Source organism: Pseudomonas sp. S3E17, from assembly GCF_024168685.1.
Classification (GTDB): Bacteria; Pseudomonadota; Gammaproteobacteria; order Pseudomonadales; family Pseudomonadaceae; genus Aquipseudomonas; species Aquipseudomonas marginalis.
Genome location: NZ_JALJWE010000001.1, coordinates 878308 through 902202 on the forward strand (window position 1 = coordinate 878308; position 23895 = coordinate 902202).

Here is a 23895-nt window from a genome sequence, read left to right on the forward strand (position 1 = left end):
GTACAATCGCCGCTGCCTTGACGCGAAACCCAGGAATCTGCATGTTCAGCCTTACCCGCTACACCACTCCGTGCCCCGAGCCCATCAATGCCCAGATCCTGCAGATGGTGGTGGACAACCTCACCGACATCAGCAGCGTCGCGCTGCCGCCGAGCAACCTGCTCTACAACATTTACCAATACGCTATCGGCTTTGAGGTGCACCTGTATCTGGAGGCATTGGGCGGGTCGAAGGGGATTGCCGTTGAGTTGATCGTGGCGATGCTCGAGGAGCAGGTGATTGGCTTTTGCCTGTACCTGCCGGTGAAAGACGATCCTGAAGCCTGTGGCATCGCCTTTATGGCGGTGCAGGCCGGTTTCCGGCGCCAGGGTGTGGCGCGCGGGATGATGGCGGACGTGCTGGCGCGCTATCCCCATGCGGAGTTGGCCTGTGCCGTGGAGAAGGTAGCGGCCTTCGAGGCCATGGGGTTTCAAGTGCGGGGTGCGCGGGGCACCCAGGTGTTGATGAATACCCGGGACTACGGCACCGATGGCCTGATGGGCGTGTTGGATGTGGCGGCGATCTACAGTTCGCTGGAGGTACGCCAGATCCATACCTACCTGCTGCAAAAACACGGCAAGCGGGCGATGGTGGATGCCGAGAAACAGCGGGACCGGCACCTCGATCAACTGGCCCGCAAGGTCCAGCTGTTTGTGGCAGGGCGTTAGCCTGGCCTGGTTGGCTTTTTTTGTGGTGAGCGGACTTCTGTGGTGAGCTTGCCTCTGTGGTGAACAGGCTTGTTGTGGTGAGCGGGCTTGCCCCGCGCTGGGCTGCGAAGCGGCCCCAGAAACAGGCCCGGAGCTGCCTGGCACACTGCAGCGCTCTTGTTGGGGCTGCTTCGCAGCCCAGCGCGGGGCAAGCCCGCTCACCACAGAAGCCCGCTCACCACAACAAGCCTGTTCACCACAACAAGTGTGCTCACCACAACGAGCCCCGCTTACCACAGAAGTTTCTTCAGCCTTCAACGCCGTGCGCGGTTGACCATTGCCAGGATGGTCGCCAACAACTCATCTTGCGCCTCTTCGCGGCTGATCTCGCCACTGGCCGCAGCGTAGGACAACGCTTCCGCAGCGCCCAGCATCGCCCGTAATCCTGGCTGTGAAACCTGGCCAAAGGGCCCCAGCGCGTCGCGGCATTTGTCGAGAAAAATCGCCTCGTACTTACGCTTGAGCGCTTCCAGCTCCGGCGAGCTGCTCAGTGCGGCAATCACCCCCGGAATTTCCCGGCCCTGCAATAACACGCAATCGACATAGCACGAGGCGATCACCCCGGCGCGTTCTTCCAAGGTCGCGCGGCTGGCGTCGAGGGCTTCGGCAAACACCTGGGTCTGACGCGCGTCGAAGTCTTCATACAGCGCGGCGAGCAGCCCGGCACGGGTGACGAAATGGTCGTAGACCACCGGTTTGGTGACGCCGGCCAGTTCCGCCAGGCGGCCCAGGGTCAGGGCTTCGGTGCCTTCCTCGCGCACCAGCTGCCAGGCCACTTCCAGTAATTGACGCAGGCGATCTTCACGGGACAGGCGACGACGTGGGGCAGGGGATTCAGGGCTTGACATGCTTATATACCAAAAGTAACTTGCTGGCGTTAACTTACCAAAAGTAGCTTAAACCCAAAGGGAGTCAAAGTCATGCACGCACTCATCGTCGTTGCCCATCACGACCCACAATCCCTCACCCACGCCGTGGCCGCGCAGGTGGCTGCCGGCCTGACTGCTGCGGGCCACACCTTTGAAATCGCCGACCTCGCCGCCGAAGGCTTCGACCCGCGCTACACCGCCGCCGATCACCGGGTACACCGCACCCAGGCCACGCCCCCGGCCGACGTGCTGGCGGAACAGGCGCGCATCGAGCGCGCCGATGCCCTGGTGCTGGCGTTCCCGATCTACTGGTGGTCGCTGCCGGGCCTGCTCAAGGGTTGGGTCGACCGCGTGTTCGTCAACGGCTGGGCAATCGACTACGGCCCGGATACCCCGGTGGTGAAAAAACTGCGGCACTTGCAGGTGCACTTGCTGGCCCTCGGCGGTGCGGATGACAGCGCGTTTGACCGTCATGGCTACGCCAAGGCGATGCGCACCCAGATCGACTACGGCATCTTCGATTACTGCGGGGCGAAGGTGGTGACGTCCGAGCTGTTGCTGGATTCGGAAGGCGGCGCGGCCCCGGCGCATCTGAAGACGGCGAAGGCGGTCGGGCAGAGGCTGTTCGAGGCCGAGACGGTTGCCGGTTGATTCAACCTTCGCGAAACAGGTCGTGGGCGTCCAGCAGGCGGTAGGCAATTTCCGGGTTTTTCTCCAGGCCCCGGCGAATCGCCGCCGGGATCGCTTGCCGGGTCTTGCGGCACATGCCTGGCAGCTCGTCGATGACGATCTGGATGCCGCGCATGCTCTTGACCTCGGTGTGCCCCGGCGCGATATGCACGCGGATGCCCAATAGCTCGTGCATCCGCTGCTGCATGCGCTCCAGGTCTTGCAGGCTTTGCAGGTTTTCCAGGCGCTCGACCAGGCGTTTTTCTTCCTGGCGCGTCAGGCTGAGGATACGCAGGTCGGCGCCGGGCGCCTCCAGCAGTTGTTCACGGTCGCAGACGCAGGCGCCGGGCGGGCAGGGTTGGCGAATGGTCATGATCCTTACCTCCCCATTCCGGCGCGGGTGAGTCAGTCGCTCAACGCGACCCCCAGGCTGCCCAGGGCCTTCCAGTACCCAGGATAGGTCTTGGCCACGCAGTCCGGGTCCTGAATGCGGATACCCGCGATTTTCAACCCCGCCAGGGCAAAGCACATGGCGATGCGGTGGTCGGCATGGGTGTCGATCAGGGCGTCGCACGACGTGCCGGCCAGCGCCGGGTCGGCCGCGACCAGCAGGTCATCGCCTTCAATGCTGGCGAGGCCCGGACGGATCGCATTGAGGCCGTCATGCAGGGCCTGTACGCGATCGCATTCCTTGACCCGCAGGTTGGCCAGCTCCGTGAAGCGCACCGGGGTGTTGTTGAAGGCAGCCAGGACCGCCAGGGTCGGGATCGCGTCCTGCATCTGCGACCCCACCACGGTGGCCTGCATATTCGGGAACTGCGCGATCACCGCCTGGGCCTTGGCGTCCGGTTGGGTGAAGGCCTGGGCGGCCACGCCGATGTCGATACGGCCGCCGGTCAACACTTCGGCAGCCCACAAGTAGGTGGCGGCGGACGCGTCGGGTTCGATCTGGTAATCATGGGCGGTGTAGCCGGTGGGGGCCACGCGCCAGGTGGTGTCGTCGACCACCTCGACCTGGGCGCCGAAGGCCCGCATGCAGTCCAGGGTCAGGTCCACGTAGCCACGGGCACCGATGTCCTTGCCGGTCAGTGCCACTTCAATCGGCGCTTCGCCGCAGGCGGCGAGCATCAACAGGGCCGATACATACTGGCTGGACAAGCCGCCGTCGATCTCGAAGCGCTTGGCCTGGACCTTGCCCACGCCGTGCACCGTCACCGGCGGGCAACCGGTCGGGCTGTCGACCTGGATACCGTTCCGGCCGAGGGTCGCCAGCAGCGGGCCGATCGGACGTTTCTGCATATACTCGTCGCCGTCCAGTACCACGGTGCCTTGCACGGTAGCCACGGCGGCCGTCAGGAAGCGCATCGCGGTGCCGGCATTGCCGAGGAACAACGGCTGCGCCGGCAATTGCAGCTTGCCGGTGCCGGTGACCACGAAGGTGGTGTCGTCCGGCTCGTCGATGGTCACGCCCATCTGGCGCAGGGCCACCGACATATGCCGGGTGTCATCGCTCTTCAGGGCGCCGCTCAGGCGGCTGGTGCCCTTGGCCAGGGCCGCCAGCAGCAGGGCGCGGTTGGTAATGGATTTGGAGCCGGGGGGCGCGACCTTGCCATTCAGGGGGAAGTTGGGCGGTGTAACGGTCACGGTTTTCTGCGAACTCAAGGTGCAAGGCTCCTGGTCAAGGCAAGGTGGCTGGCGCGGCCAACGGGCGGACCCGAATAATCGGGCATAGATGCAGTGCTTGTCGAGCGGGGAATCAACCACCGTGGGTTGTTACAGGACAAGGCCTGTAGGCAGATGGCCCTTGCCTAGGTAGGCGTACGCCCGAACCAGGCGCAGGACAACTGCGTCCCCTTAATGAAATGCAGGAGGCGTGCAGCGTTGCCCGCATAGCAGCCTGCTGGACAAGCCTGGGTGATGGGGTAAGTTCAGAACGTTCCCCACCCGGGGCGTTTTCAATCATGGAGTGAATGAAATGAACAAACCTCAGACACAACTTCGGCACGGACGTGTCGTCACCCCCGCCAGCCGAGGCTCGGTTGCAGTAGAGCGCGGGTTGCTGGGCAATTGGCAAGTCAATGAAATGGAAGGTGGCAAGAACTTCCCCGCGCTCGCGGCCGGGCCGTTTCCTGCGCCGTATGAAACCGACGATCAAAGCGTCACGCCGCCTGCCGATGGGCATATTCTCAGTGGCGGCAAGACCGACGAGCGCGACTGCATCAACTTCACCGACGAGGAAATGAGCAAAAAGCTCAACACACCGTTCACCTGGCCACTCCTGAATGTAGAGGCCGGCCAAGTGTTCAAGGTGCAATGGGAATACACCGCCGCCCACGTCACCCGTGGTTATCGCTGGTTCATCACCAAGGACGGCTGGGACGCCAGACAGCGCATCAGCCGTGCCCAACTCGAAGCCTCGCCGTTCTACGAGGACTTCTACCCCCAGGTGCCGTACTACCAGCATGCCGACGAATTGAAGGCCAAGGTCGAGCATCAAGTAACACTGCCCAAGGGCAAGAAGGGGCGGCATGTGGTGGTGTTGCTGTGGATCGTCGCCAACACCGGTAACGCGTTCTATCAGGCGTTTGACCTGGACTTCAAATAAGCCCGGATCAACGCCGGCTCAGCCAGTAATCATGTAGCGCCCGTGCAGCGGGTTCGATTTCTCGGGCTCGCTGCTGATGGGCGTCTACATCCAGGTCGGCCGGCAACTCGAAGTTGTCCTGCTCGGCACACCAGGAGATTTTCTCCAGCTGTGCGGCCTGTTCTGCGGGCAGTTGCGGCCAGTTGCCGATCGCCGCACCACGGATATAACCAAAGCACCATTCCTCGGCGAGGATCACGTTCTGGCCCTGGTGTTCGGTTGCATCGAAGCGTGCCTTGAAACCCTGGGCGTCAGTCGCCAGTTGACCGGCCAGCAGGTTGATATGACGCACGCACAGGTCGAGGAACTGCCGGGCCTCTTCGGCGCTTTCCCACTCCGGGTTCTGCCCGCCCCAGATCGCCGGGAACCACTCGGCGATGTCCACCTGTGCCGGGCTGGACACCAGCGCGGTGAAGTAGCCGTCGAGTTCGGCCAGGTTCAGCACCGAATGGTCGTCGCCGTATTTCAACAGGGTTTCTTCGATGAATTCGAAATCGGCGGGGGCGAGGGGTTGGGCGTGCATGGGCATATCCTTTAAACGTCGAACGCCGCTGATGGGGCGGCTCAAAGCGCGAAGGATGGCGTGTGCCGGGGCTTTTATCCAGCGTCTTTTCCATCGCCGTTGCCAGTCCTGCTTTTGGCCGATGCGCCGTCACGTACCCTTGTTATAGTTCGGGCCTTATCACTCGCCAGCCAGGGATCACTGCCATGTCCGAATACCAAGCTTTCGTCGTCGAACTCACCGACAACGTTGCCCATGTGCAGATCAACCGCCCGGAAAAGATCAACGCGATGAACGCCGCGTTCTGGACCGAGATCATCGACATTTTCCAATGGATCGAAGACACCGATGCCGTACGCGCCGTGGTGCTCAGCGGTGCGGGCAAGCATTTTTCCTCCGGCATCGACCTGATGATGCTGGCGTCGGTGGCCAATGACTTCGGCAAGGATGTGGGCCGCAATGCACGCCTGCTGCGGCGCAAGATCCTCGAGCTGCAAGCCTCGTTCAGCGCCGTCGACAACTGCCGCAAGCCGGTACTGGCGGCGATCCAGGGTTACTGCATCGGTGGCGCCATCGACCTGATCAGCGCCTGCGACATGCGCTATGCCGCCGAGGACGCGCAATTCTCGATCAAGGAAATCGACATCGGCATGGCCGCCGACGTCGGTACCCTGCAGCGCCTGCCACGCATCATCGGCGACGGCATGCTGCGTGAGCTGGCCTACACCGGTCGCACGTTCGGCGCCGAGGAAGCGCGCAGCATCGGCCTGGTCAATCGCGTGTACGCCGACCAGGACAGCCTGTTGGCCGGGGTGTTCGAGATCGCCCATGCTATCGCGGCCAAGTCGCCGATTGCAGTCACCGGCACCAAGGCCATGATCAGCTACATGCGTGACCATACGGTCAATGACGGTCTGGAATACGTTGCCACCTGGAACTCGGCTATGTTGCAATCCAACGACCTGCGCGTGGCCATCGCGGCCCATATGAGCAAGCAGAAACCCGAATTCGTGGATTGACTGACATGACCCCAGGCTGGATTACCACAACGCTGCTGGACAACGACGCCCCCGGCGGCTGGGCCGTCGCCCGCAGCCGCGACGGCTTTTTGCATGATGCCAACGGCCCGCTGTTCCCTCGGGAATGGCTCAAGCGCCAGGACCTATCGGTGTTTGCCGAACACGGCATCGGCCACCTCGACGGTGAGCCTGTGTACCTGCTGGAACTCGATTCGGCGGGCGAAGTGCCGGGTTGCAGCTGGCAGGGCCTGCGCGGCTTCATGCTGCAAGGTGATCACACCCTCTACAAAGTGCTGGGCTACGCCGCGCAGATCGGCACCTGGGCGCGGGAGCATCGATTCTGCGGCAGTTGCGGCCAGGCCATGGTCCAGGTGCCACGGGAGCGGGCGATGTATTGCCAGGCCTGCGACCTGCGCAGCTACCCACGGATTTCGCCGAGCATGATCGTGCTGGTGACCCGTGGCGACGAGATCCTGCTGGCGCGCTCGCCGCGTTTTGTCACCGGGGTCTACAGCACCTTGGCCGGCTTTGCCGAGCCGGGCGAGTCGGCCGAGGACTGCCTGATCCGCGAGGTGCGCGAAGAAGTGCAGGTGGAGGTCAGGAACATCCAGTACATGGGCAGCCAGTGCTGGCCGTTCCCCCATTCGATGATGCTGGGCTTCCATGCCGAGTACGCCGGTGGCGACATCGTGCCCCAGGCCGACGAGATCGAGGACGCGCAGTGGTTCAGCATCCACGACCTGCCGCCGCTGCCGGCTTCACGCTCGATTGCGCGCTACCTGATCGACCTCTACGTGGCCCGTCGCCTAGGCCACGCTGAACCAGTGCTGCCAGGCTAGGCGCACGGTCAGGCCAAGAACCACGGTGATAAACACCGGGCGAATGAATTTGGCGCCGCCGCTGATCGCGCTGCGGGCGCCAAAGAATGCGCCACCCATCACCGAAATCCCCATCGCCAGGCCGACAATCCAATCCACCGAGCCGTTGAAGATAAACACCGACAGCGCCGCCGCGTTGCTGACGAAGTTCATGCTGCGCGCCACGCCGCTGGCCTTCACCAGGTCGATGGGGTGCAACAGCAGGGTGCTCACGGTCCAGAACGCACCGGTACCGGGGCCCGCCACGCCGTCGTAGAAGCCCAGGCCGAAACCCTGGGTGCCTTGCCATTTCTTCTTGATCGGCGCGTCGGCGTCCAGCGGTGCCTTGGGCGTGCCACCGAACAGCAAATACACGCCGCAAGCGAATACGATCACCGGCAGCATCTTGTTCAGGGTTTCGGCGGGCAGGTAGTGGGCAACCACCGCACCGGCCAGCGCACCGATCAACGTGCCGACGATGGCATGCACCCACTGGCGCGGGTGGAACAGCTTGCGACGGTAGAAGGTGAAACTGGCCGTGGCCGAACCGAAGGTGGAGCTGAGCTTGTTGGTGCCCAGTACCAGGTGGGGCGGCATCCCGGCGGTGAGCAGCGCCGGGGTGGTAAGCAGGCCGCCGCCACCGGCGATGGCGTCGATAAAACCGGCGATAAAGGCCACGACGGCGAGAATGGCGAGGGTGGTGAGGTCTACGCTGAGTTCGAAAGGCATGGGAGGGCTTATGGTTGGCAGGGCGCTGTGCGAAGGGGCGCCATCTTACCTGCCGAATGTACCCAGGACCAAATGTGGGGGGCATGCCTTCTCCCACATTTGTTTTCGCTATACCCCGGAACGGCATTTCATGCGATCTTCCCGTCATTCGCCCTGGAGTCGCCTGGATGCCCTCATTTATCGCTGATCACCCGATGCTGTGCGCCGTGGCGCTGATCTTTATCGACATCGCCGTGTGGCGCCTGATCTCTGCCGACCTGGCCAATTGGAAGCTGGCTGCGCGACTGGCGATTTTTGCCGTGTTCAGTGCCGTGCTGTTCAACGACGGCATGAACCCCATGCAACTTGCGCCCTATGCCGACAGTACCGCCTTGCACCTGGCCGCCACGGCCTTGCAGATCGGCTGGTGGCTGTTTGCGGCGCGCACGCTGACGGTGTTGCTGGGCGCGGTGATGATGCAGCGGGTGGGTCACACCGGGCGATTGTTGCAGGACCTGATGGGCGCGGTGATTTTCCTCATCGCGATCATCGCCGCCATGGCCTACGTGCTCGACCTGCCGGTCAAGGGCGTGCTGGCCACCTCAGGCGCGGTGGCGATCATCGTCGGCCTGGCGTTGCAAAGTACCCTCAGCGATGTGTTTTCCGGGATCGTGCTCAACACCACCAAGCCGTATCAGATCGATGACTGGATCTCCATCGACGGTACCGAAGGGCGGGTCACCGACATCGACTGGCGCGCCACGCGCCTGCAAACCTCCCAGGGCAGCCTGGCGGTGATTCCCAACTCCCTGGCGGCCAAGGCCAAGATCATCAACTTTTCACGCCCGGCGGATATGTTCGGCCTGGCGGTCAGCCTGCAGGTCAGCCCCCATGCACGTCCGCAAACCGTGATCGAGGCGCTGGAGCGTGCGATGCAGGGGTGCCGGCCCCTGTTGGCCACGCCGGCGCCGAGCGTGGCATTCAAGACCTCCGCCAGTGGCGGTGTGGAGTATGAAATCAGCGGCTTCGTGCCGGCCATGGCCCTCAAGCGCGAGGTGCGCAACCAGCTCTATGACCTGGCGTTCCGGCACCTGCAAGCGGCGGGCGTGGCTGTGCTGTCCGCCACCGAAAGCAGCGCGCCGCCAGCCATGTCCGCCGCGCGGGCGTTGCTGGAGCGTTCGTCGATTTTCTCCACCCTGCGCCAGGAAGAGAAAGACACCTTCAGCCAGAACATGACCCTGCACACCTACCGCGCTGGCGAGATGATCCTGCCGGCGGGGGAGGTCAGCGATCATTTGTTTATTGTCGAGTCCGGCGTGGTTTCGGTGATGTTGACCAAGGGCGGCCATGTATTCGAAGCCGGGCGCATGGGGCCGGGAGAAGTGATTGGCGAGGCCGGGATTCTGTCCGACCAGGCTGCGCTGGCGGATTTTTCCGCCAAGACCTTCTGCACGCTGTACCGCATCGAGAATGAATACTTGAAACCGTGCCTGGACGCGCGCCACGACATCGGTGAGGCGATGAAGGCGCTGCTGGATTTCCGCCTGCACGCCGCTCAGGTCCTGACCCAGGAAGCGCCGGTGGTGCCGGTGAAGACGGGCTTTTTGCAGTGGTTGCGCAAGCGCGGTCTGTGAGAGGCGAGGGCCTGGAAGTGCTGTACTCGAGGTCGAATGATCGCCAATGTGGGGTTTCTTGACTGTCTCTGACCACGTGAGGGCTTGACCTTGATTCGACTCACCGACTACATCGCCAACCTTGCTCAATCTCCCCTGGCTCCGTGGGCCGGCTTCGCGCCCTGGGCCCTGGTCGCCCAGGCGCCGGCCGTTGTTCGCCAGATGCTCGCCGAACTGCCGGCCGACGAGTACAGCGTGAAGGACGAAGTCGCCATCCACCGTACCGCCATCGTCGAACCCGGTGCCTTGCTCAAGCCGCCCCTGATCATCGGCGCCCATTGCTTTATCGCCAGCGGCTCGCTGCTGCGCGGTGGGTGCTGGGTGGGTGAGCACTGCATCATCGGCCCCGGCGCCGAACTGAAAACCACCTTCATGTTCAGCGGCAGCAAACTGGCCCACTTCAACTTTGTCGGTGATTCAGTGCTGGGCCATGGGGTCAACCTCGAGGCGGGAAGTATCGTCGCCAACTACCGCAACGAGCGGGACGACAAGGAAGTGCTGGTACGGGTTGACGGGGTATTGCAGCGCAGCGGCTGCGACAAGTTCGGCGCGTTGCTGGGGGATCAATGCCGGATCGGCGCTAACGCGGTGCTGGCGCCTGGGGCGCTGTTGGTGCCAGGCAGTGTCGTGGGGCGTGGGCGGGTGTTTGATGCCGAGGCGTCCGTATAAACGCGAAGTTGAAAAGATCATGGTGTCCCGGCACGATATTAAATAGAATGAATCTCATTTGAGACTCAATCGCGCCGTGCAGGTTGTTGCCATGAATGATGCTGTTGTCCCCACGCACGCTCCTGAACTGACGCTATCGAGCTTGTACCGTGACCATCGCAGTTGGCTGGAAAGCTGGCTGCGGCGGCGCCTGGGCAATGCCTGGGATGCGGCCGACCTGAGCCAGGATACGTTCCTGCGGGTGCTTGCCAGTGCGCAGCCGATTGCGCAGATGCAGGAACCCCGGGCGTACCTGGTGACGGTGGGCAAGCGCCTGCTGGTGAATTTTCATCAGCGCCGCAGCCTCGAACAGGCGTATCTGAATGCCCTGGCCACCTTGCCCGACGCCTGTGTGCCGTCGCCCGAACAGCGCTGGCTGGTGCTGGAAACCCTGCAAGCCCTGGATGAATTGCTCGACGGCTTGCCCGTGCTGGTGCGCCGTGCGTTTCTATGGAGCCAGCTGGAAGGCCTGGGTTACCGCGAGATTGCCGAGCGTCTTGACGTGTCCGAACGTACGGTGAAGCGTTACATGGCCCAGGCCTACGAGCATTGTTTGCTGGTGGAGCTGTGAGCCGCGACGTCGCGCGTGCCGCCGCCCAGTGGCTGGCGCTGCTCGAATCCGGCGCGGCCACCGAGCGCGATCACGCCGCCTTGCAGCACTGGCGCGACAGCCATCCCCAGCATGAACAAACCTGGCAAAGAGCCCAAACCCTGCGCCAGCGTTTCAGCGATTTGCCCCAGGCGCTCGCCATGGCCAGCCTCGACCGCCCGCAACCGGGGCGACGTGCCGTGCTCAAGCGCGCCCTGGGGGTGGCGGCGCTGGTGCCGGCGGCCTGGCTGATCAGCCGCCAGTTGCCCATCGAAGCCTGGCGTGCCGACTTGCACACTGCCACTGGCGAGCGCAAACGAATGCCGTTGGCCGAGGGTGGCAGCCTGCAACTCAATACCGCCACAGCCGTAGACGTGGACCTGGCACAACGGCGCATCACCCTGGTCGACGGTGAGCTGGCGCTGAACGTTCCGGGCACGGCGGCGATGACGGTGCAAACCCGCTACGGCCAATTGCTCGTCAGCCAGGCCGAGGTGTGCGTGCGGCAACTGCCTTCCGGCTGCCTGGTGTCGGTGCTCAAGGGCGCGGTGCAGGTGCGTGATTTGAGCGCAAACTTGACTACATTGCAGGGGGGCCAGCAAGCGCCGTTGAAAGCCGCCGGGCTTGGCACCTCGGTGCCCTTCGATGTGCTGCAATTAGGCTGGCGCGACGGCGTGTTGACCGCACAGAACCAGTTGCTGGGGGATTTTCTGCGCGAGCTGGAACGCTATCGCCCCGGCGTATTGCGCTGGGATCCCAGCCTGGAAACGCTGCGGGTGACCGGCAGTTTTCGCCTGGATGACACCGACCGCATCCTCAACCTGCTGGCCTCGACCCTGGGGCTGGAGGTGCAAGCTCGAACCCGCTATTGGGTGAGCCTGCGCAAGGCGGCATGATGCGGTTTTGTGGCCTGCCTGCTTGTTGTGGTGAACAGGCTTATTGTGGTGAGTGGGCTTGCTGTGGTGAGCGGGCTTGCCCCGCGCTGGGCTCGCCACAGGTTACGAGTAGTCCTCAGATCACGTGGGCACGCTGCAACTCGGTCAAGGCCAGCGCCTTGAGCCGGGCCAGCAGCGGGTCACGCCGATCCCTCGGATGCGGCAGGTCGACCGTCAGCTCCTGGCGAATGCTGCTGGGCCGGTTGTCCATCACCAGTACCCGGTCACTCAGGTACAGCGCTTCGTCCACATCATGGGTCACCAGCAACAGGGCGATGGCGTGGTGCGTAGCCAGTTGCAGCAGCAAGTCCTGGAGCTTCATGCGGGTGAAGGCATCCACCGCACTGAACGGTTCATCCAGCAACAGCACCTGCGGACGTGAATACAGGCCGCGTGCGATCGCCACCCGCTGTGCCATGCCGCCGGACAACGCCTTGGGCAGCGCCTGGGCGAAGCCCTTGAGGCCGACTTCCTCGATCAATTGTGTGACCCAGGCCTTGTCGTAGCGGTTGTCATCGCTGAAACCAATGTTCTGCTCCACCGTGAGCCAGGGCATCAGGCGCGGTTCCTGGAACACGAACGCCACGTCGCCGTCAGGGCTGCGCAGTTCGCCCTGGAAGTCCTTTTCCAACCCGGCGACGATCCGCAGCAGGGTACTTTTGCCACAGCCACTGGGGCCCAGCAGGCTGACCGCTTCGCACGGCTGCAAGGCCAGGCGCACGTCTTTCAGCACGGTGGTGCTGGCAAAGCTTTTACGCTCCACCCGAATGTCCAATAACGGCTGGGTACTCATTGTTCCGCTCCTTGGCCAGTGAAGGTGTCGCGCCAGGCCAGGCAGCGTTTCTCCACCGCCGCGAGCAGGCCGTCGCTGACCTTGCCCAGTAGCGCCAATACGATGATGGCGGCCAGCACAATGTCGGGCCGTGAGGTTTCCCGCCCATCGCTGAGCAGGTAACCCAGGCCCTTGGTCGCCGCGATCAGTTCGGCCGCCACGAGGAACATCCACGCCAGGCTCAAGCCACTGCGCAACCCTGTGAACAGGCCGGGCAGGGCGGCGGGCAGCAGGATCCGGCGCACCAGGCGGCGGCGACTGAAACCGTACATTTGCCCGACTTCCACCAGCTTGCGATCAATATCGCGAATCGCCGCGACGCCATTGAGGTACACCGGGAAAAACGCGCCAATGGCGATCAGCACAATCTTCGAGGTTTCATCGATGCCCAGCCAAAGCAGCAGCAAGGGCACCCAGGCCAGGCTCGGGATCGAACGCAGGCCGGCGAAGGTCGGCTCCAGATAGGCTTCGGCTTCACGGCTCAAACCGACCCAGGCGGCGAACACCAGGGCCAGGCTGGTGCCTATGGCAAAGCCCAGCAGCACGCGGGCGAGGCTGGCGCTGATGTGTTTCCACAAGGCGCCCTCGGCCAGGTCGGTGAGGGTCACGGCGATCTCGCTGGGCGCCGGCATCTGGTAGGACGGCAGCCAGCCCACCCGCACGACCCCTTCCAGGATCACCAGGATCAGCACCGGCAAGGCCAAGCCTTTGAACCGTCGTGGCCAGGCGCTGCGCTGGCTGACCGCGGGGACCGGAAGGGGCAATGCCTGGCTTTTGCTGGTCATCACGCGCCCCTTATTGCTTCGACAGGGTTTGGCCGAACGAAGGGTCGATCAGTTGATCGATCACTTGGTCCACATTCACCCCACGACGCACCAATTCCTCGGACACCAGGATCGGCGCCGCCGCCTTCGACGACTGCACATCCTTGGCGCTCAACAACGGCGCGCTCAGATCGGTGCGCGACAACTGCAGCTTGGCTACTTCCAGCGGCAGGCCGGATTCATCCGCCAGCAACCTGGCGAATTCATCGGGGTGCTTCACCGCCCAATCCCGGGCTTTTTCATACGCCCCGAGCACCTTGGTGATGGTCTGTGGGTGCGCCTTGGCGAACTGCTCGGTGACGCTCACCACGCCGTAGCTGTTGAAATCCTTGTTGCGGTACAACAGCCGCGAACCGGCCTGGATTTCGCTCGCGGCCATGTGCGGGTCGAGGCCGGCCCAGGCATCCACGTCACCTTTTTCCAGGGCGGTGCGGCCGTCCGGGTGTTGCAGGTGCACCAGTTCCACGTCGTCTTTTTTCAGCCCGGCCTGTTGCAGGCTGCGCAGGGTGAACAGGTACGGGTCGGTGCCTTTGGTCGCGGCGATTTTCTTGCCCTTCAGGTCGCTGACGCTGTTGAGCGGCGAGTCCTTGCGCACCACCAGGGCGGTCCACTCGGCGCGGCTGTAGACGTACACCGATTTGATCGGGCTGCCATTGGCGCGGCTCAACACGGCGGACAAGCTGGCGGACGAAGCGAAATCCACGCCGCCGCTGTTGAGGTATTCCAGGGAGCGGTTGCTGCCCTGGCTGAGTACCCAGCCGACCTTGCTGTGGGGCAGGGCCTGTTCCAGCCAGCCGAAGTGCTTGAGCACCAGGCTGACCGGCGAGTAGTAGGCGTAGTCGAGGTTGACTTCGGCGGGATCGGTTTCGGCGGCATAGGCATGCGCTTGCAGGCTCAGGATGAGGGCGCAGGTGCCGAGTAGACGCTGGGTGAAGGGGTTCATGGAACAGCTCCGGACAAGGCGTTGAGAGAAGGCTTTTCTTATATTCAGAAGGATGATTTTTAATGTCTCATCATGCTTTAAAGGAATATGCAGTCTCTATGCCAAGGTCACCGCTACCCCGCGTAGATATCGTCTTAACCGTAAATATCGCCTTATCCAAATCCGCAGCTGCTACGGGGGGAGCAAATTGTTGATCGGCTGTTGGTGAGGCAACAGTGCGCATATGTTTTTATGGAATAAATAAAGAGTTATATATTCCTTTTAATGTTCTACGCGATAGCGCACTTTGAAGGCCTGCGCATTCGTGCGGATTGACCCAACAGCCAAAAGGAAAGCCGACATGACCATTAAAGCGATCAACGTGCGCAACCAGTTCAAGGGCGTGATCAAGGAAATCCTGCTGGGGGAGGTGGTGTCCGAAATTGACGTGCAAACCGCGTCCGGCATCGTCACCTCGGTGATCACCACCCGCTCGGTGCGTGACCTGGAATTGAAGGTGGGCAGCGAAGTGATTGCCTTCGTGAAGTCCACCGAAGTGTCCATCGCCAAGCTGTGACACCCACCGGATGTGGGAGCGCCGCTCCCCCATCCATAAAGCCTGCCTCAGCGCTGCTGCAGCGCACGCTCCATGCGTTGCAGACCCTCTTCCAGCAAAGCCCGTGGGCAGCCGAAGTTCAGGCGTACGAACTGCTGGCTGTCGTCACCGAATTCGATCCCCGCACTCAGCCCGACCTTGGCCTGCTCCAGGAAGAACTGCTGTGGGTCGTCCAGGCCCAGGGCGCTGCAGTCCAGCCAGGCGAGGAAGGTGCCTTGCGGCGCATGCATCACCACGCCGGGCAAGCGGGTTTGCACGGCGTCGAGCAGGTAATCGCGGTTGGCTTGCAGGTAGTGCTTCAGCGCGTCGAGCCATGCGCCGCAATGGCTGTAGGCGGCGCGGGTGGCTTCCAGGCCCAGGGGGCTGACGCTGTCGACCATGCCGCAGCGGGCCTGGTTGAAGCGCTCGCGGATCTCGGCGTTCTGGATCACCGCAAAGCAGGTCTTCAAACCGGCTACGTTGTAGGCCTTGCTCGCCGACATCAGTGTGATGGTGCGCTGGGCAATCTCGGGGCTGAGGCTGGCGGTGGGGATGTGGCGGCGGCCGTCGAAGCACAGTTCGGCGTGGATTTCGTCGCTGATGATCAGCGCGCCGTTTTCCAGGCAGGCAGTGGCCAGGGCCAGCAGTTCTTCACGGGGGAAGACCTTGCCGATGGGGTTGTGCGGGTTGCTCAGCAGCAGTGCGCCGGCGCCGGTCAGGGCCTCGCGCAGGGCGGGCATTGGCGTGATGTATTCAGCGCCGCGCAATTGGAATGGTACTTCGATACGCGGCAGGTTCCAGTGGCCGGGCGCCAGGCGAATCGGCCGGTAGTTGGGGGTTTGCAGCACCACCGGCTGGCCCGGTTGGACGAAGGCGTGCAGCGCCATATTGAAGCCAGGCTCAACGCCAGGCAGGAACAGCAGGTCGTCGGGCTGCACGCGCCAGGCGTACTTGGCCCACAGGTCGGCCACGATGGCCTCGCGTACATCCGGGCCGGCCACGCTGTAGCCGAGAATCTGCTGGTCGAGGCGCGCGTGCAGGGCCTGCAGCACGGCGGGCGGCGCGGCGATGTCCATGTCGGCGATCCACATCGGCAACACATCGGCCGGGTAGCGGTTCCACTTGGTGCTGCCGGTGCCGAGGCGGGGGTGGATCGTATCGAAATCAAAGCTCATGAAGGGGCTCGTGTCAGGGAGGGCAGGCGGGAATGGCGATGATTCTAACGGGATAAAATCCAGATGCCAGCCCCGTCTTTACAGGCCCTGGCTGCCCCGAATCAAGTCATACGCCTTGCGCGCAATGGGGTTCGCCGTATTCGGCCGAATCCACAGGTAATACGTGACCTCCGGCAACCTCGGCAACCCATCCGTTTCGCCCAGCACGCGCATGTCCGGGCCGAGCATTTCCATGCTGCGCGGCGTCACCCCCAGGCCCGCGCGAGTGGCCGCTTTAATCCCGATCAGGTTCGAGGCCAGGTACGCCTGGCGCCAGGGAATGTTCGCCCGTTCCAGCGCCTCCAGCGCGTAGCGCCGGTAGATGCTCGGCTCATCCACCAGGATCAGCGGCAGCGGCTCGCTCGGCTGGTGGATGTACTGCGCCGAACAGATCCACCACACCGGCGACGTACGCAGTGCAAAGCCTTCCAGGTTAGGGTCGGCGCGGGTGGAGATCACCATGTCCACCTTGCCCCGGTGCAGGTCGTCCATCAGGAACGGACTGCGGCCCACGTCGATCTCCAGGCGCAGGCGCGGCGCCGAGCGGGCGATATGACTGAGGATCGGCGGCAGGATGGTGTCGGCAATATCGTGGGGCGAGCCGATGCGCAGCACACCGCTCAGGCTGCTCTCGCGCAGGGAATTCAATGCATCGTCATTCAGCGCCAGCATCTGCCGCGCATGACGCAGCAGTTGCAGGCCGGGCTCGGTCAGTTGTTTTTGCCGGCCGCGCTTCTCGAACAGGCTGACCCCCACTTGCTGCTCCAGGCGCTGCATATGCTGGGTCACGGACGACTGGGTGCGCGCCAGGTGCGTGCCGGCTTCGGCGAAACTGTGGTGGTCGACCACGGCGATAAAGGTGCGCAGGAGTTCAAGGTCGAGGGTCGACATGGCCATTTCCAGGGGCGGTTTTATATCAAGGACGTGAAGTTAAACATTACAGATATTTATGCTTTTCTGAAGATTATTTTTGCGTGGATCAATAAATAAAGGGTTATGCCAAAAACGAAGGCGGGGCGGACACGGCAAGTTATAACGATATGAGATATTTGCATTTCCGTTGCCCGCGCACTCTCCCTAGCATGCCCCTCCATCAGGTCGGGGTACGCCGATCATTCGCCAGGGGGAAGTCCAATGATGTTGAAGAAATGGTTGCCGGTGGCCCTGGGGTCGATGATCGCCCTGGGCGGCAGTGTGGCGGCGCAGGCCGATGCGACCCTGGACAAGATCGAGCAGCGCCATGTGCTGGTGGTGGGCGTGTTGTTGTCCGGCGGGCCGTTTGGCAGCATCGATCCGGCCACGCAACAGCCCAAGGGCTTGAACGTCGACCTGGCCAATGAGCTGGGCCGTCAACTTAAGGCCGAGGTGCAGCTGGTGCCGGTATTGCCGGCCAATCGCGTGCAGTTCCTGCAACAGGGCAAGGTCGACCTGCTCATCGCCAATATGGAATGGACCGCCGAACGCGGTGAAATCCTTGGCTTCGTGCCGACGCCGTTCTACCGCGTCGGCGGTGCGGCTGCGGTGCTCAAAGACAGCAAGATCACCCGCTGGGAAGACCTCAAGGACCAGCCCGTGTGCACCTCCCAGGGCAGCAGCTACGTCAAGCCGCTGACCGAGTTCGGCGCGCAGCTCAAGGCGTTCAAGAGTTCGTCCGAATCGCTGCTGGCCCTGCGGGGCAACAACTGCGTCGCGGCGGTGCACGACTCTACCCTGATCAACCCATTGATCAACGACAGTGCCGAATGGAAGGACTACCGCGTCCTTGGTCCGGAGCTCAACCCGGCACCGTCGGTGATCTGGACCCGTCGCGGCGAGAATGACACCCAGGCCAGGCTCGATCCGATCGTCAAGGAACTGCACCGCAGCGGCTGGCTGATCGAGGCCCAGACCCGCAACCGCATCAGCCCGGCATCGCCGGCCCTGGTGGAGTTGCAGAAACAGTTCAAGGGCGCCTGAGCATGAACCTGAAAACCTTCACCGCACTCGGCCTGGCCCTGTGCGCGGGCTTCGCCCACGCCGACGCCACCCTCGACAAGGTCCAGCAACGCCACGTCATCAGCGTCGGCGTGATCCTCAGCGGCCCGCCGTTCGGCACCATTGATCCCAAGACCGGCGAACACCTGGGCTACAACGTCGAGCTGGCCAAAGGCATCGGCCAGGCGCTGGGTGTCGAGACCCAGACTGTCTCGGTGCTGGCGCCCAACCGCGTGCAGTTCCTGCAACAGGGCAAGGTCGACATCCTGATCGCCAATATGCAGTTCACCGAAGAGCGCGCCGAAATCCTCGACTACGTGCCCACGCCCTATGAAGAAGTCGGCGGCGCTGCGTTGATTCGCAAAGGCGCCGGCATCCAGCAGTGGGCCGACCTCAAGGGCCAGCCGGTGTGCGTGTCCCAGGGCAGCAACTTCATCAAGCCTTTGCAGGAGACCTACGGCGCGCAGATCAAGGCGTTCCGCAGCCAATCCGAATCGCTGCTCTCGCTGCGTGGCAATGGTTGCGTGGCCGCCGTACATGTCAGCCCGACCATGCATGCGCTGCTCAGCGATGCCGAGTGGGCCGGTTATGAAATCCCGTTGCCTGGCGATTTGATCCCGTCGAAATCGGTGATCTGGATTCGCAAGGGCGAGCACGACACCCAGGCCAGACTCGATGCCATCGTGAAGGGCTGGCATAAAAGCGGCTTCCTGATCGCCCTCGGCGAGCGCACCGGCATGGCCCCGTCCCAGGCCTTGCGCGACCTGCATGAGCAGTTCAGCCATGAGTGATGCGCTGTTCGCCACCTTGCAACAACTGCTCGGCGCGGCCCATGTACAAACCAGTGATGAGGCGGCGCACCGCCTCACCGATAAACAGGGCCGTTATAGCGGGCGGGTGGTAGCGGCGGTGCACCCAGGGAATACCGAAGAAGTTGCCGCGGTGGTGCGTGCCTGTGTGGCGTTGAAAGCGCCCATCGTGGTGCAGGGCGGCAACACCGGCCTGATGGCCGGCGCGACGCCGGATGCCAGCGGGCGCTCGGTGTTGCTGTTGCTCGACCGCATGAACCGTGTGCGCAATGTCGATACCGACAATGACACCCTCACGGTAGAAGCCGGCTGCATCCTGCAAAACATCCAGGACCTGGCCCGCGAGGCCGGTCGTCTGTTTCCGTTGAGCCTGGGCGCCGAAGGCAGTTGCACCCTCGGCGGCAACCTCGGTACCAATGCCGGCGGTACCGCCGTGCTGCGCTATGGCAACACCCGTGAGCTGACCCTGGGACTGGAGGTCGTCACCGCCGAAGGCGAGATCTGGCATGGCCTGCGCGGTTTGCGCAAGGACAATACCGGCTACGACCTGCGCGACCTGTACATCGGCAGCGAAGGCACCCTGGGCATTATTACTGCCGCCACCTTGAAGCTGTTCCCGCTGCCCAAGGCCCAGGCCACCGCATTGTTGGCCTTTGATGAGCTGGCCCAGGCGGTGGCGTTCCTGTCCCACGCCCGTGCCGGTTTTGGCGCCAATCTCACCGCTTTCGAATTGCTCAGCGCCGATTGCCTGGCCTTGCTGCGCGACCAGTTCCCTGACGGTCCCCAGCCGTTCAGCAGCGCGCGCCAACCCTGGTTTGCCTTGATCGAACTCTCGGATAACCATGGCGAAGGCCATGCCCGCGAGGCCTTTGAGCGCGTGCTCGGAGAAGCCTTCGAACACGCATTGATCGCCGACGCCCTGATCGCCGAGAGCCTGGCGCAAAGCGACGCCTTGTGGCTGCTGCGCGAGAACATGAGCGAGGCGCAGAAGCGTGCCGGGGGCAACATGAAGCACGACATCTCGGTGCCGATTTCTCAGGTGGTGGCCTTCGTTGCCCACACCGATGCAGTGCTCCAGGAACATTTCCCCGGCGTGCGCAACTTCACCTTCGGCCATCTGGGCGACGGCAACCTGCATTACAACGTGGCCCATCCGCTGGATTCGACGGTGGAAGCGCATATGGCCCATTACGCGCAATTGAGCGCGCTGGTGCATGACAGCGCCCACGCCCACGGCGGTTCGATCAGCGCCGAGCATGGCATCGGCCAGCGCAAGGTCGGCCTGCTCGGCCGCTATAAAAGCCCGGTGGAACTGGACCTGATGCGCCGCATCAAGCAGGCGCTGGATCCGCACAACCTGCTCAACCCCGGCAAAGTCCTCGAGGTTCAGCCATGACCGTACGCCTGTCCCGGCGCGTGCAGCGAGTGTCGCTGTCCGCCAACGCCGCGGCCAAATCCCGCGCGACTGAATTGCGCGATGCCGGTCGCGACATCCTTGACCTCACCACCGGCGAGCCGGATTTCGACACGCCCGAGCACATCAAGCAGGCCGCCTGCGCAGCCATCGCTGCCGGCGCGACCAAATACACACCGACGCCGGGCGTTAAAGCCTTGCGCGTCGCGGTGCAGCGCAAGCTGGCCGAAGAAAACCAACTCGACTACCCGCTGGCGTCCATCGTGATTGCCAATGGCGCCAAGCAGATCATCTTCAATGCCTTCGCCGCCACCCTGGATGACGGCGATGAAGTGCTGGTGCCGACGCCGTATTGGCCGTCTTTCCCGGACAGCGTGCGTTTCAATGGCGGCGAACCGGTGTTTATCGAATGCGGCCTGGAGCAGGGCTGCAAGCTGCTGCCCGCGCAATTGGAGCAGCACATCGGCGTACGCACACGCTGGCTGATCCTCAATGGCCCCGGCAACCCCAGTGGCGCGGTGTACAGCGAAGCCGAGCTGCAGGCGCTGGCCGAGGTGCTGCGGCGTCATTCCCACGTATTGATCCTGCTGGACGAGCTGTATGAGCACATCCGCTTCGATGGTCGCCCGGCGCAGAGCCTGTTGAATGTCGCGCCGGATTTGCAGGCGCGCTGCCTGCTGGTGGGCGGCGTGTCCAAGACCTATGCCATGACCGGCTGGCGCATCGGCTTTGGGGCGGGGCCGAAAACCCTCACCGACGCCATGGCGGTGGTGCAATCCCAATCCACTTCCGGCGCCTCATCGGTGGGGCAGGCCGCAGCGTTGGCGGCGTATACCGGCGGGTTGGACTTCCTCGCGGAGCAGGTCGCAGCCTATCAATTGCGCCGCGACATGCTGGTCGAGGCGCTGAAAAATATCGATGGACTGGATGTACTCGAGCCCCAAGGCGGCTTCTTCGTCTTCGTGCGTTGCGCCGGGCTGGTGGGGCGTTCTCGTCCGGACGGCCAGCGCATCGACAACGATGCCGATGTGGTGGCCTGGTTGCTGGAGGAAGGCGTGGCCGGCGTGGCGGGCGGTGCCTATGGCCTGTCGCCGTGGTTCCGCCTGTCCATCGCCACTGCGACCGACAGCGTTGCCGAAGCCGGGCGGCGTATCGCGACAGCCTGCGGAAAATTGCAATGATGGAGCTTTTCGTCGATTGGGCCGCGCGTATCGGCCTGAACTACACCTTCCTGCTGGACGCCTATCAGCGCGGCAGCCTGGTCCAGGGCGCGCTGACCACCGGCCTGCTGTGCCTGTTCACCATCCTCGGCAGCCTGCTGGCGGGGATCACACTGGCGGCGATGCTGACTTCAGGCAACCCGTGGCTGGCCAAGCCGGCGCGGGTGTTTGTGGAGGTCACGCGCAACACGCCGACGCTGGTGCAGCTGTACTGCGCGTTCCTGGTGTTGAACATGCTGCTGACCCAGGCGGTCGGCGCGGCCAACCCGCTCACGCCGTTCGCCTGGGTGGTGATCGTGATTTCCCTGCACAAGGGCGCGTTCCATGCCGAGGCCTTGCGCGCCGGCATCGAAGCGGTGCCTGCCGTGACCCTTGAGGCCGCCAGCTCCCTGGCCTTCAGCCGCCGCCAATTGCTGTGGAATGTGCAGTTGCCCCTGGCGCTGCGCTTCGCCTTGCCGTCGCTGATCAACAACCTGATTGACCTGGTGAAGATGACCGCCGTGGCCTCCGCGATTGCGGTGGGCGACATCACCTACGCGGCGATCATGATCTGGACCCAGAGTGACAACGTGCTGGAGCTGATGCTCCTGATCCTGGGTTTTTTCGGCCTGCTGAGTTTTATCGTCAATTGTGTGGGGCGCTGGCTTGAAGCGCGCCTGAGGATGCCCGGCTATGGCCATTGATTCATTTCCCGTGCTGTCGGCGTTGTGGCAGTGGTCGCCGGCGCTGGTCGCAGGCTTTGGCCAGAATATTCTGATCAGCCTGCTGGCGATCGGCATGGGTTCGGTGCTGGGCCTGTTGATCGGTGCATTGGCATTGTCGCCCCTGGGCTTTGTGGCGCGGCTGTGGGTGCAGGTGTTTCGCAATGCGCCATGGCTGGTGCTGATCTACTTCACCACCTATGTGTTCCCGTTCGAGATCCGGATCGGCAGCAGCTACGTGTCGTTCCCCGATTGGATCAAGGTCACCCTCGGCCTGGCCTTGCCGGCCAGCGCCAATGTCGCGGAAATCTTCCGGGGCGCCATCGGCTCGATCCCCAGCACCCAATGGGAGGCCGCGCGGTCCCTGGCATTCACCCGTGGCCAGCTGTTTCGCTCGATCATCCTGCCGCAGTGCTTCAAGCGCATGTTGCCGCCGTGGATGAACCTCTACGCGGTGGTCACCATGGGCACCGCGCTGGCCTCGCTGGTGGGTGTGCATGATGTGATCGACACCGCGCAGATCGCCAGCAACACCGTGAACATGACCGGCTTTACCGTGGTGATCTACCTGAGCCTGCTGGTGCTGTTCTTTGCCTACTGCTACCCGATTTCCCGCCTGACCCAACACCTGGAGCGCCGTTATGCCTTCTACTGAACCCTTGGTGAGCCTGCGGGATGTGCACCTGTCGTTCGGCGCCAACCCGGTGCTCAAGGGCATCGACCTCGACGTGCTGCGCGGGCAGGCCGTGTCGATCATCGGCCCGTCGGGCTCGGGCAAGTCGACGATCCTGCGCTGCATCACCGGGCTGTTGCAGCCCCAGCGCGGCAGCATTCGCGTGGACCAGACCCAGGTCGACACCCTGGTCCAGGAAGCCCAGCGCATCGAGCTGCGCAAGCGCGTCGGCTTTGTGTTCCAGCAATACAACCTGTTCCCGCACTTGTCGGTGCTGGAAAACCTGGTGATCGCCCCGCGCAAGGTGCTCGGTCGCAGCCGTGCCGATGCGGAAAAAGACGCGCGGGCGCTGCTGGCCAAGGTGCGCATGGAGCACAAGGCCGATGCGTACCCCGGCCAGTTATCCGGCGGCCAGCAGCAGCGCGTGGCGATTGCTCGCGCCCTGGCGATGCGCCCGGAGCTGATCCTGTTTGACGAAGTGACCTCGGCGCTCGACCCGGAAACCGTCGGCGAAGTGCTGACGGTGATCCGCGAGTTGACCGAAGAGGGCATGACCTGCGTGCTGGTCACCCATGAAATGCGCTTCGCCGAAGAGATCAGCGACGTCGTGTACTTCACCGAAAACGGCGTGATTGTCGAGCATGGCAGCGCCACGCAGATCTTCCAGAACCCGGGCAACGAACGCACCCAGACGTTCCTGCGCCATGCCTTGGGCGATTCGGGGCGCCGTGGCCCCATCCACCATGACCCGTACCTGTTGACCCATTTGAGCCGTTACAGCCTGTCAGTCTGATAAGA

General features: G+C 63.4%; 27 protein-coding genes. 17 read left to right on the top strand and 10 right to left on the bottom strand.

The annotated features are described in order from the left end of the window. Positions 1-41: 41 nt before the first annotated feature. Complete coding sequence (locus J3D60_RS03520; RefSeq protein ID WP_065941290.1) at positions 42-707, top strand: GNAT family N-acetyltransferase; 666 nt, start codon at positions 42-44, stop codon at positions 705-707. A gap of 293 nt (positions 708-1000) precedes the next feature. On the opposite strand, the gene J3D60_RS03525 is transcribed toward J3D60_RS03520, so the two are convergent. Beyond that, on the bottom strand, positions 1001-1594 hold the full coding sequence (locus J3D60_RS03525; RefSeq protein WP_065941291.1) for a TetR/AcrR family transcriptional regulator: 594 nt from the start codon (positions 1592-1594) through the stop codon (positions 1001-1003). A 72-nt stretch (positions 1595-1666) separates the two neighbouring features. Between J3D60_RS03525 and J3D60_RS03530 the strand changes: the two genes are divergently transcribed. Next, positions 1667-2266 (top strand): NAD(P)H-dependent oxidoreductase, encoded by a 600-nt coding sequence (locus J3D60_RS03530; protein ID WP_065941292.1) that lies wholly within the window; start codon positions 1667-1669, stop codon positions 2264-2266. A 1-nt stretch (position 2267) separates the two neighbouring features. Here the strand turns inward: J3D60_RS03530 and J3D60_RS03535 are convergent, their stop codons facing one another. Both J3D60_RS03535 and J3D60_RS03540 read right to left on the bottom strand, forming a co-directional pair. After that, positions 2268-2657, bottom strand: coding sequence for a hypothetical protein (locus J3D60_RS03535; RefSeq protein ID WP_065941293.1), 390 nt, complete (start codon positions 2655-2657; stop codon positions 2268-2270). Between the two features lie 32 nt (positions 2658-2689). Continuing rightward, positions 2690-3946 (bottom strand): 3-phosphoshikimate 1-carboxyvinyltransferase, encoded by a 1257-nt coding sequence (locus J3D60_RS03540; protein ID WP_253489750.1) that lies wholly within the window; start codon positions 3944-3946, stop codon positions 2690-2692. A gap of 313 nt (positions 3947-4259) precedes the next feature. On the opposite strand from J3D60_RS03540, the gene J3D60_RS03545 reads away from it, so the two are divergent. Further along, complete coding sequence (locus tag J3D60_RS03545; protein ID WP_253489753.1) at positions 4260-4889, top strand: lytic polysaccharide monooxygenase auxiliary activity family 9 protein; 630 nt, start codon at positions 4260-4262, stop codon at positions 4887-4889. 7 nt (positions 4890-4896) lie between these two features. Here the strand turns inward: J3D60_RS03545 and J3D60_RS03550 are convergent, their stop codons facing one another. Further along, positions 4897-5451, bottom strand: coding sequence for a UPF0149 family protein (locus J3D60_RS03550; protein WP_065941296.1), 555 nt, complete (start codon positions 5449-5451; stop codon positions 4897-4899). A 185-nt stretch (positions 5452-5636) separates the two neighbouring features. Here J3D60_RS03550 and J3D60_RS03555 point away from each other — a divergent pair, with 185 nt between their 5' ends. After that, positions 5637-6449: a crotonase/enoyl-CoA hydratase family protein gene (locus tag J3D60_RS03555; RefSeq protein WP_253489755.1), complete on the top strand. Its 813-nt coding sequence runs from the start codon at positions 5637-5639 to the stop codon at positions 6447-6449. 5 nt (positions 6450-6454) lie between these two features. Further along, complete coding sequence (nudC, locus tag J3D60_RS03560) at positions 6455-7288, top strand: NAD(+) diphosphatase (protein ID WP_253489758.1); 834 nt, start codon at positions 6455-6457, stop codon at positions 7286-7288. Here the strand turns inward: nudC and J3D60_RS03565 are convergent. After that, complete coding sequence (locus J3D60_RS03565; RefSeq protein WP_065941299.1) at positions 7256-8035, bottom strand: TSUP family transporter; 780 nt, start codon at positions 8033-8035, stop codon at positions 7256-7258. The genes nudC and J3D60_RS03565 overlap by 33 nt on opposite strands. Before the next feature lie 167 nt (positions 8036-8202). On the opposite strand from J3D60_RS03565, the gene J3D60_RS03570 reads away from it, so the two are divergent. The 4 genes from J3D60_RS03570 to J3D60_RS03585 all read left to right on the top strand — a co-directional run bounded on the left by J3D60_RS03570 (position 8203) and on the right by J3D60_RS03585 (position 11880). Then, positions 8203-9648 carry a mechanosensitive ion channel family protein gene (locus J3D60_RS03570; RefSeq protein ID WP_253489761.1) on the top strand — a complete coding sequence of 482 codons (1446 nt, stop codon included), beginning with the start codon at positions 8203-8205 and terminating at the stop codon, positions 9646-9648. Between the two features lie 90 nt (positions 9649-9738). Further along, on the top strand, positions 9739-10356 hold the full coding sequence (locus J3D60_RS03575) for an LpxA family transferase (RefSeq protein ID WP_253493943.1): 618 nt from the start codon (positions 9739-9741) through the stop codon (positions 10354-10356). Between the two features lie 91 nt (positions 10357-10447). After that, complete coding sequence (locus J3D60_RS03580) at positions 10448-10966, top strand: sigma-70 family RNA polymerase sigma factor (protein WP_065941302.1); 519 nt, start codon at positions 10448-10450, stop codon at positions 10964-10966. Continuing rightward, positions 10963-11880, top strand: coding sequence for a DUF4880 domain-containing protein (locus tag J3D60_RS03585; protein WP_253489764.1), 918 nt, complete (start codon positions 10963-10965; stop codon positions 11878-11880). Before J3D60_RS03580 ends, J3D60_RS03585 begins: the two co-directional genes overlap by 4 nt. A gap of 115 nt (positions 11881-11995) precedes the next feature. Here J3D60_RS03585 and J3D60_RS03590 read toward each other — a convergent pair whose 3' ends face one another. The 3 genes from J3D60_RS03590 to J3D60_RS03600 are packed head-to-tail and all read right to left on the bottom strand — an operon-like array spanning position 11996 to position 14518. Next, positions 11996-12712, bottom strand: coding sequence for an ABC transporter ATP-binding protein (locus J3D60_RS03590; protein ID WP_253489768.1), 717 nt, complete (start codon positions 12710-12712; stop codon positions 11996-11998). Further along, a complete protein-coding gene (locus tag J3D60_RS03595) occupies positions 12709-13536 on the bottom strand; it encodes an ABC transporter permease (protein WP_253489771.1) in 828 nt (275 codons plus the stop codon). Before J3D60_RS03595 ends, J3D60_RS03590 begins: the two co-directional genes overlap by 4 nt. 10 nt (positions 13537-13546) lie before the next feature. Beyond that, complete coding sequence (locus J3D60_RS03600) at positions 13547-14518, bottom strand: aliphatic sulfonate ABC transporter substrate-binding protein (protein WP_065941306.1); 972 nt, start codon at positions 14516-14518, stop codon at positions 13547-13549. Positions 14519-14858: 340 nt separating this feature from the next. Between J3D60_RS03600 and J3D60_RS03605 the strand changes: the two genes are divergently transcribed. Beyond that, positions 14859-15074: a molybdopterin-binding protein gene (locus tag J3D60_RS03605; RefSeq protein WP_003173733.1), complete on the top strand. Its 216-nt coding sequence runs from the start codon at positions 14859-14861 to the stop codon at positions 15072-15074. Positions 15075-15121: 47 nt separating this feature from the next. Here the strand turns inward: J3D60_RS03605 and J3D60_RS03610 are convergent, their stop codons facing one another. Together J3D60_RS03610 and J3D60_RS03615 are read right to left on the bottom strand one after the other, a co-directional pair. Beyond that, the gene (locus tag J3D60_RS03610) at positions 15122-16267 is read right to left on the bottom strand and encodes a MalY/PatB family protein (RefSeq protein WP_253489774.1); all 1146 of its coding nucleotides are present in this window, start codon (positions 16265-16267) and stop codon (positions 15122-15124) included. Positions 16268-16345: 78 nt separating this feature from the next. Beyond that, a complete protein-coding gene (locus J3D60_RS03615) occupies positions 16346-17203 on the bottom strand; it encodes a LysR substrate-binding domain-containing protein (RefSeq protein WP_027607924.1) in 858 nt (285 codons plus the stop codon). Between the two features lie 237 nt (positions 17204-17440). Here J3D60_RS03615 and J3D60_RS03620 point away from each other — a divergent pair, with 237 nt between their 5' ends. The 7 genes from J3D60_RS03620 to J3D60_RS03650 are packed head-to-tail and all read left to right on the top strand — an operon-like array spanning position 17441 to position 23890. Beyond that, a complete protein-coding gene (locus tag J3D60_RS03620; protein WP_253489777.1) occupies positions 17441-18262 on the top strand; it encodes a transporter substrate-binding domain-containing protein in 822 nt (273 codons plus the stop codon). A gap of 2 nt (positions 18263-18264) precedes the next feature. Next, positions 18265-19071 carry a transporter substrate-binding domain-containing protein gene (locus tag J3D60_RS03625; RefSeq protein ID WP_253489780.1) on the top strand — a complete coding sequence of 269 codons (807 nt, stop codon included), beginning with the start codon at positions 18265-18267 and terminating at the stop codon, positions 19069-19071. After that, a complete protein-coding gene (locus J3D60_RS03630) occupies positions 19064-20485 on the top strand; it encodes an FAD-binding oxidoreductase (protein WP_253489782.1) in 1422 nt (473 codons plus the stop codon). The genes J3D60_RS03625 and J3D60_RS03630 overlap by 8 nt, the downstream gene beginning before the upstream one ends. After that, positions 20482-21684, top strand: a complete 1203-nt coding sequence (locus J3D60_RS03635) for an aminotransferase class I/II-fold pyridoxal phosphate-dependent enzyme (RefSeq protein ID WP_253489785.1) — start codon at positions 20482-20484, stop codon at positions 21682-21684. The genes J3D60_RS03630 and J3D60_RS03635 overlap by 4 nt, the downstream gene beginning before the upstream one ends. Further along, positions 21681-22406, top strand: a complete 726-nt coding sequence (locus tag J3D60_RS03640) for an amino acid ABC transporter permease (protein WP_253489788.1) — start codon at positions 21681-21683, stop codon at positions 22404-22406. Before J3D60_RS03635 ends, J3D60_RS03640 begins: the two co-directional genes overlap by 4 nt. Next, the gene (locus J3D60_RS03645) at positions 22396-23079 is read left to right on the top strand and encodes an amino acid ABC transporter permease (protein ID WP_115486151.1); all 684 of its coding nucleotides are present in this window, start codon (positions 22396-22398) and stop codon (positions 23077-23079) included. The genes J3D60_RS03640 and J3D60_RS03645 overlap by 11 nt, the downstream gene beginning before the upstream one ends. Next, positions 23066-23890, top strand: coding sequence for an amino acid ABC transporter ATP-binding protein (locus J3D60_RS03650; RefSeq protein WP_253489791.1), 825 nt, complete (start codon positions 23066-23068; stop codon positions 23888-23890). Before J3D60_RS03645 ends, J3D60_RS03650 begins: the two co-directional genes overlap by 14 nt. The last annotated feature ends 5 nt before the right edge of the window (positions 23891-23895 follow it).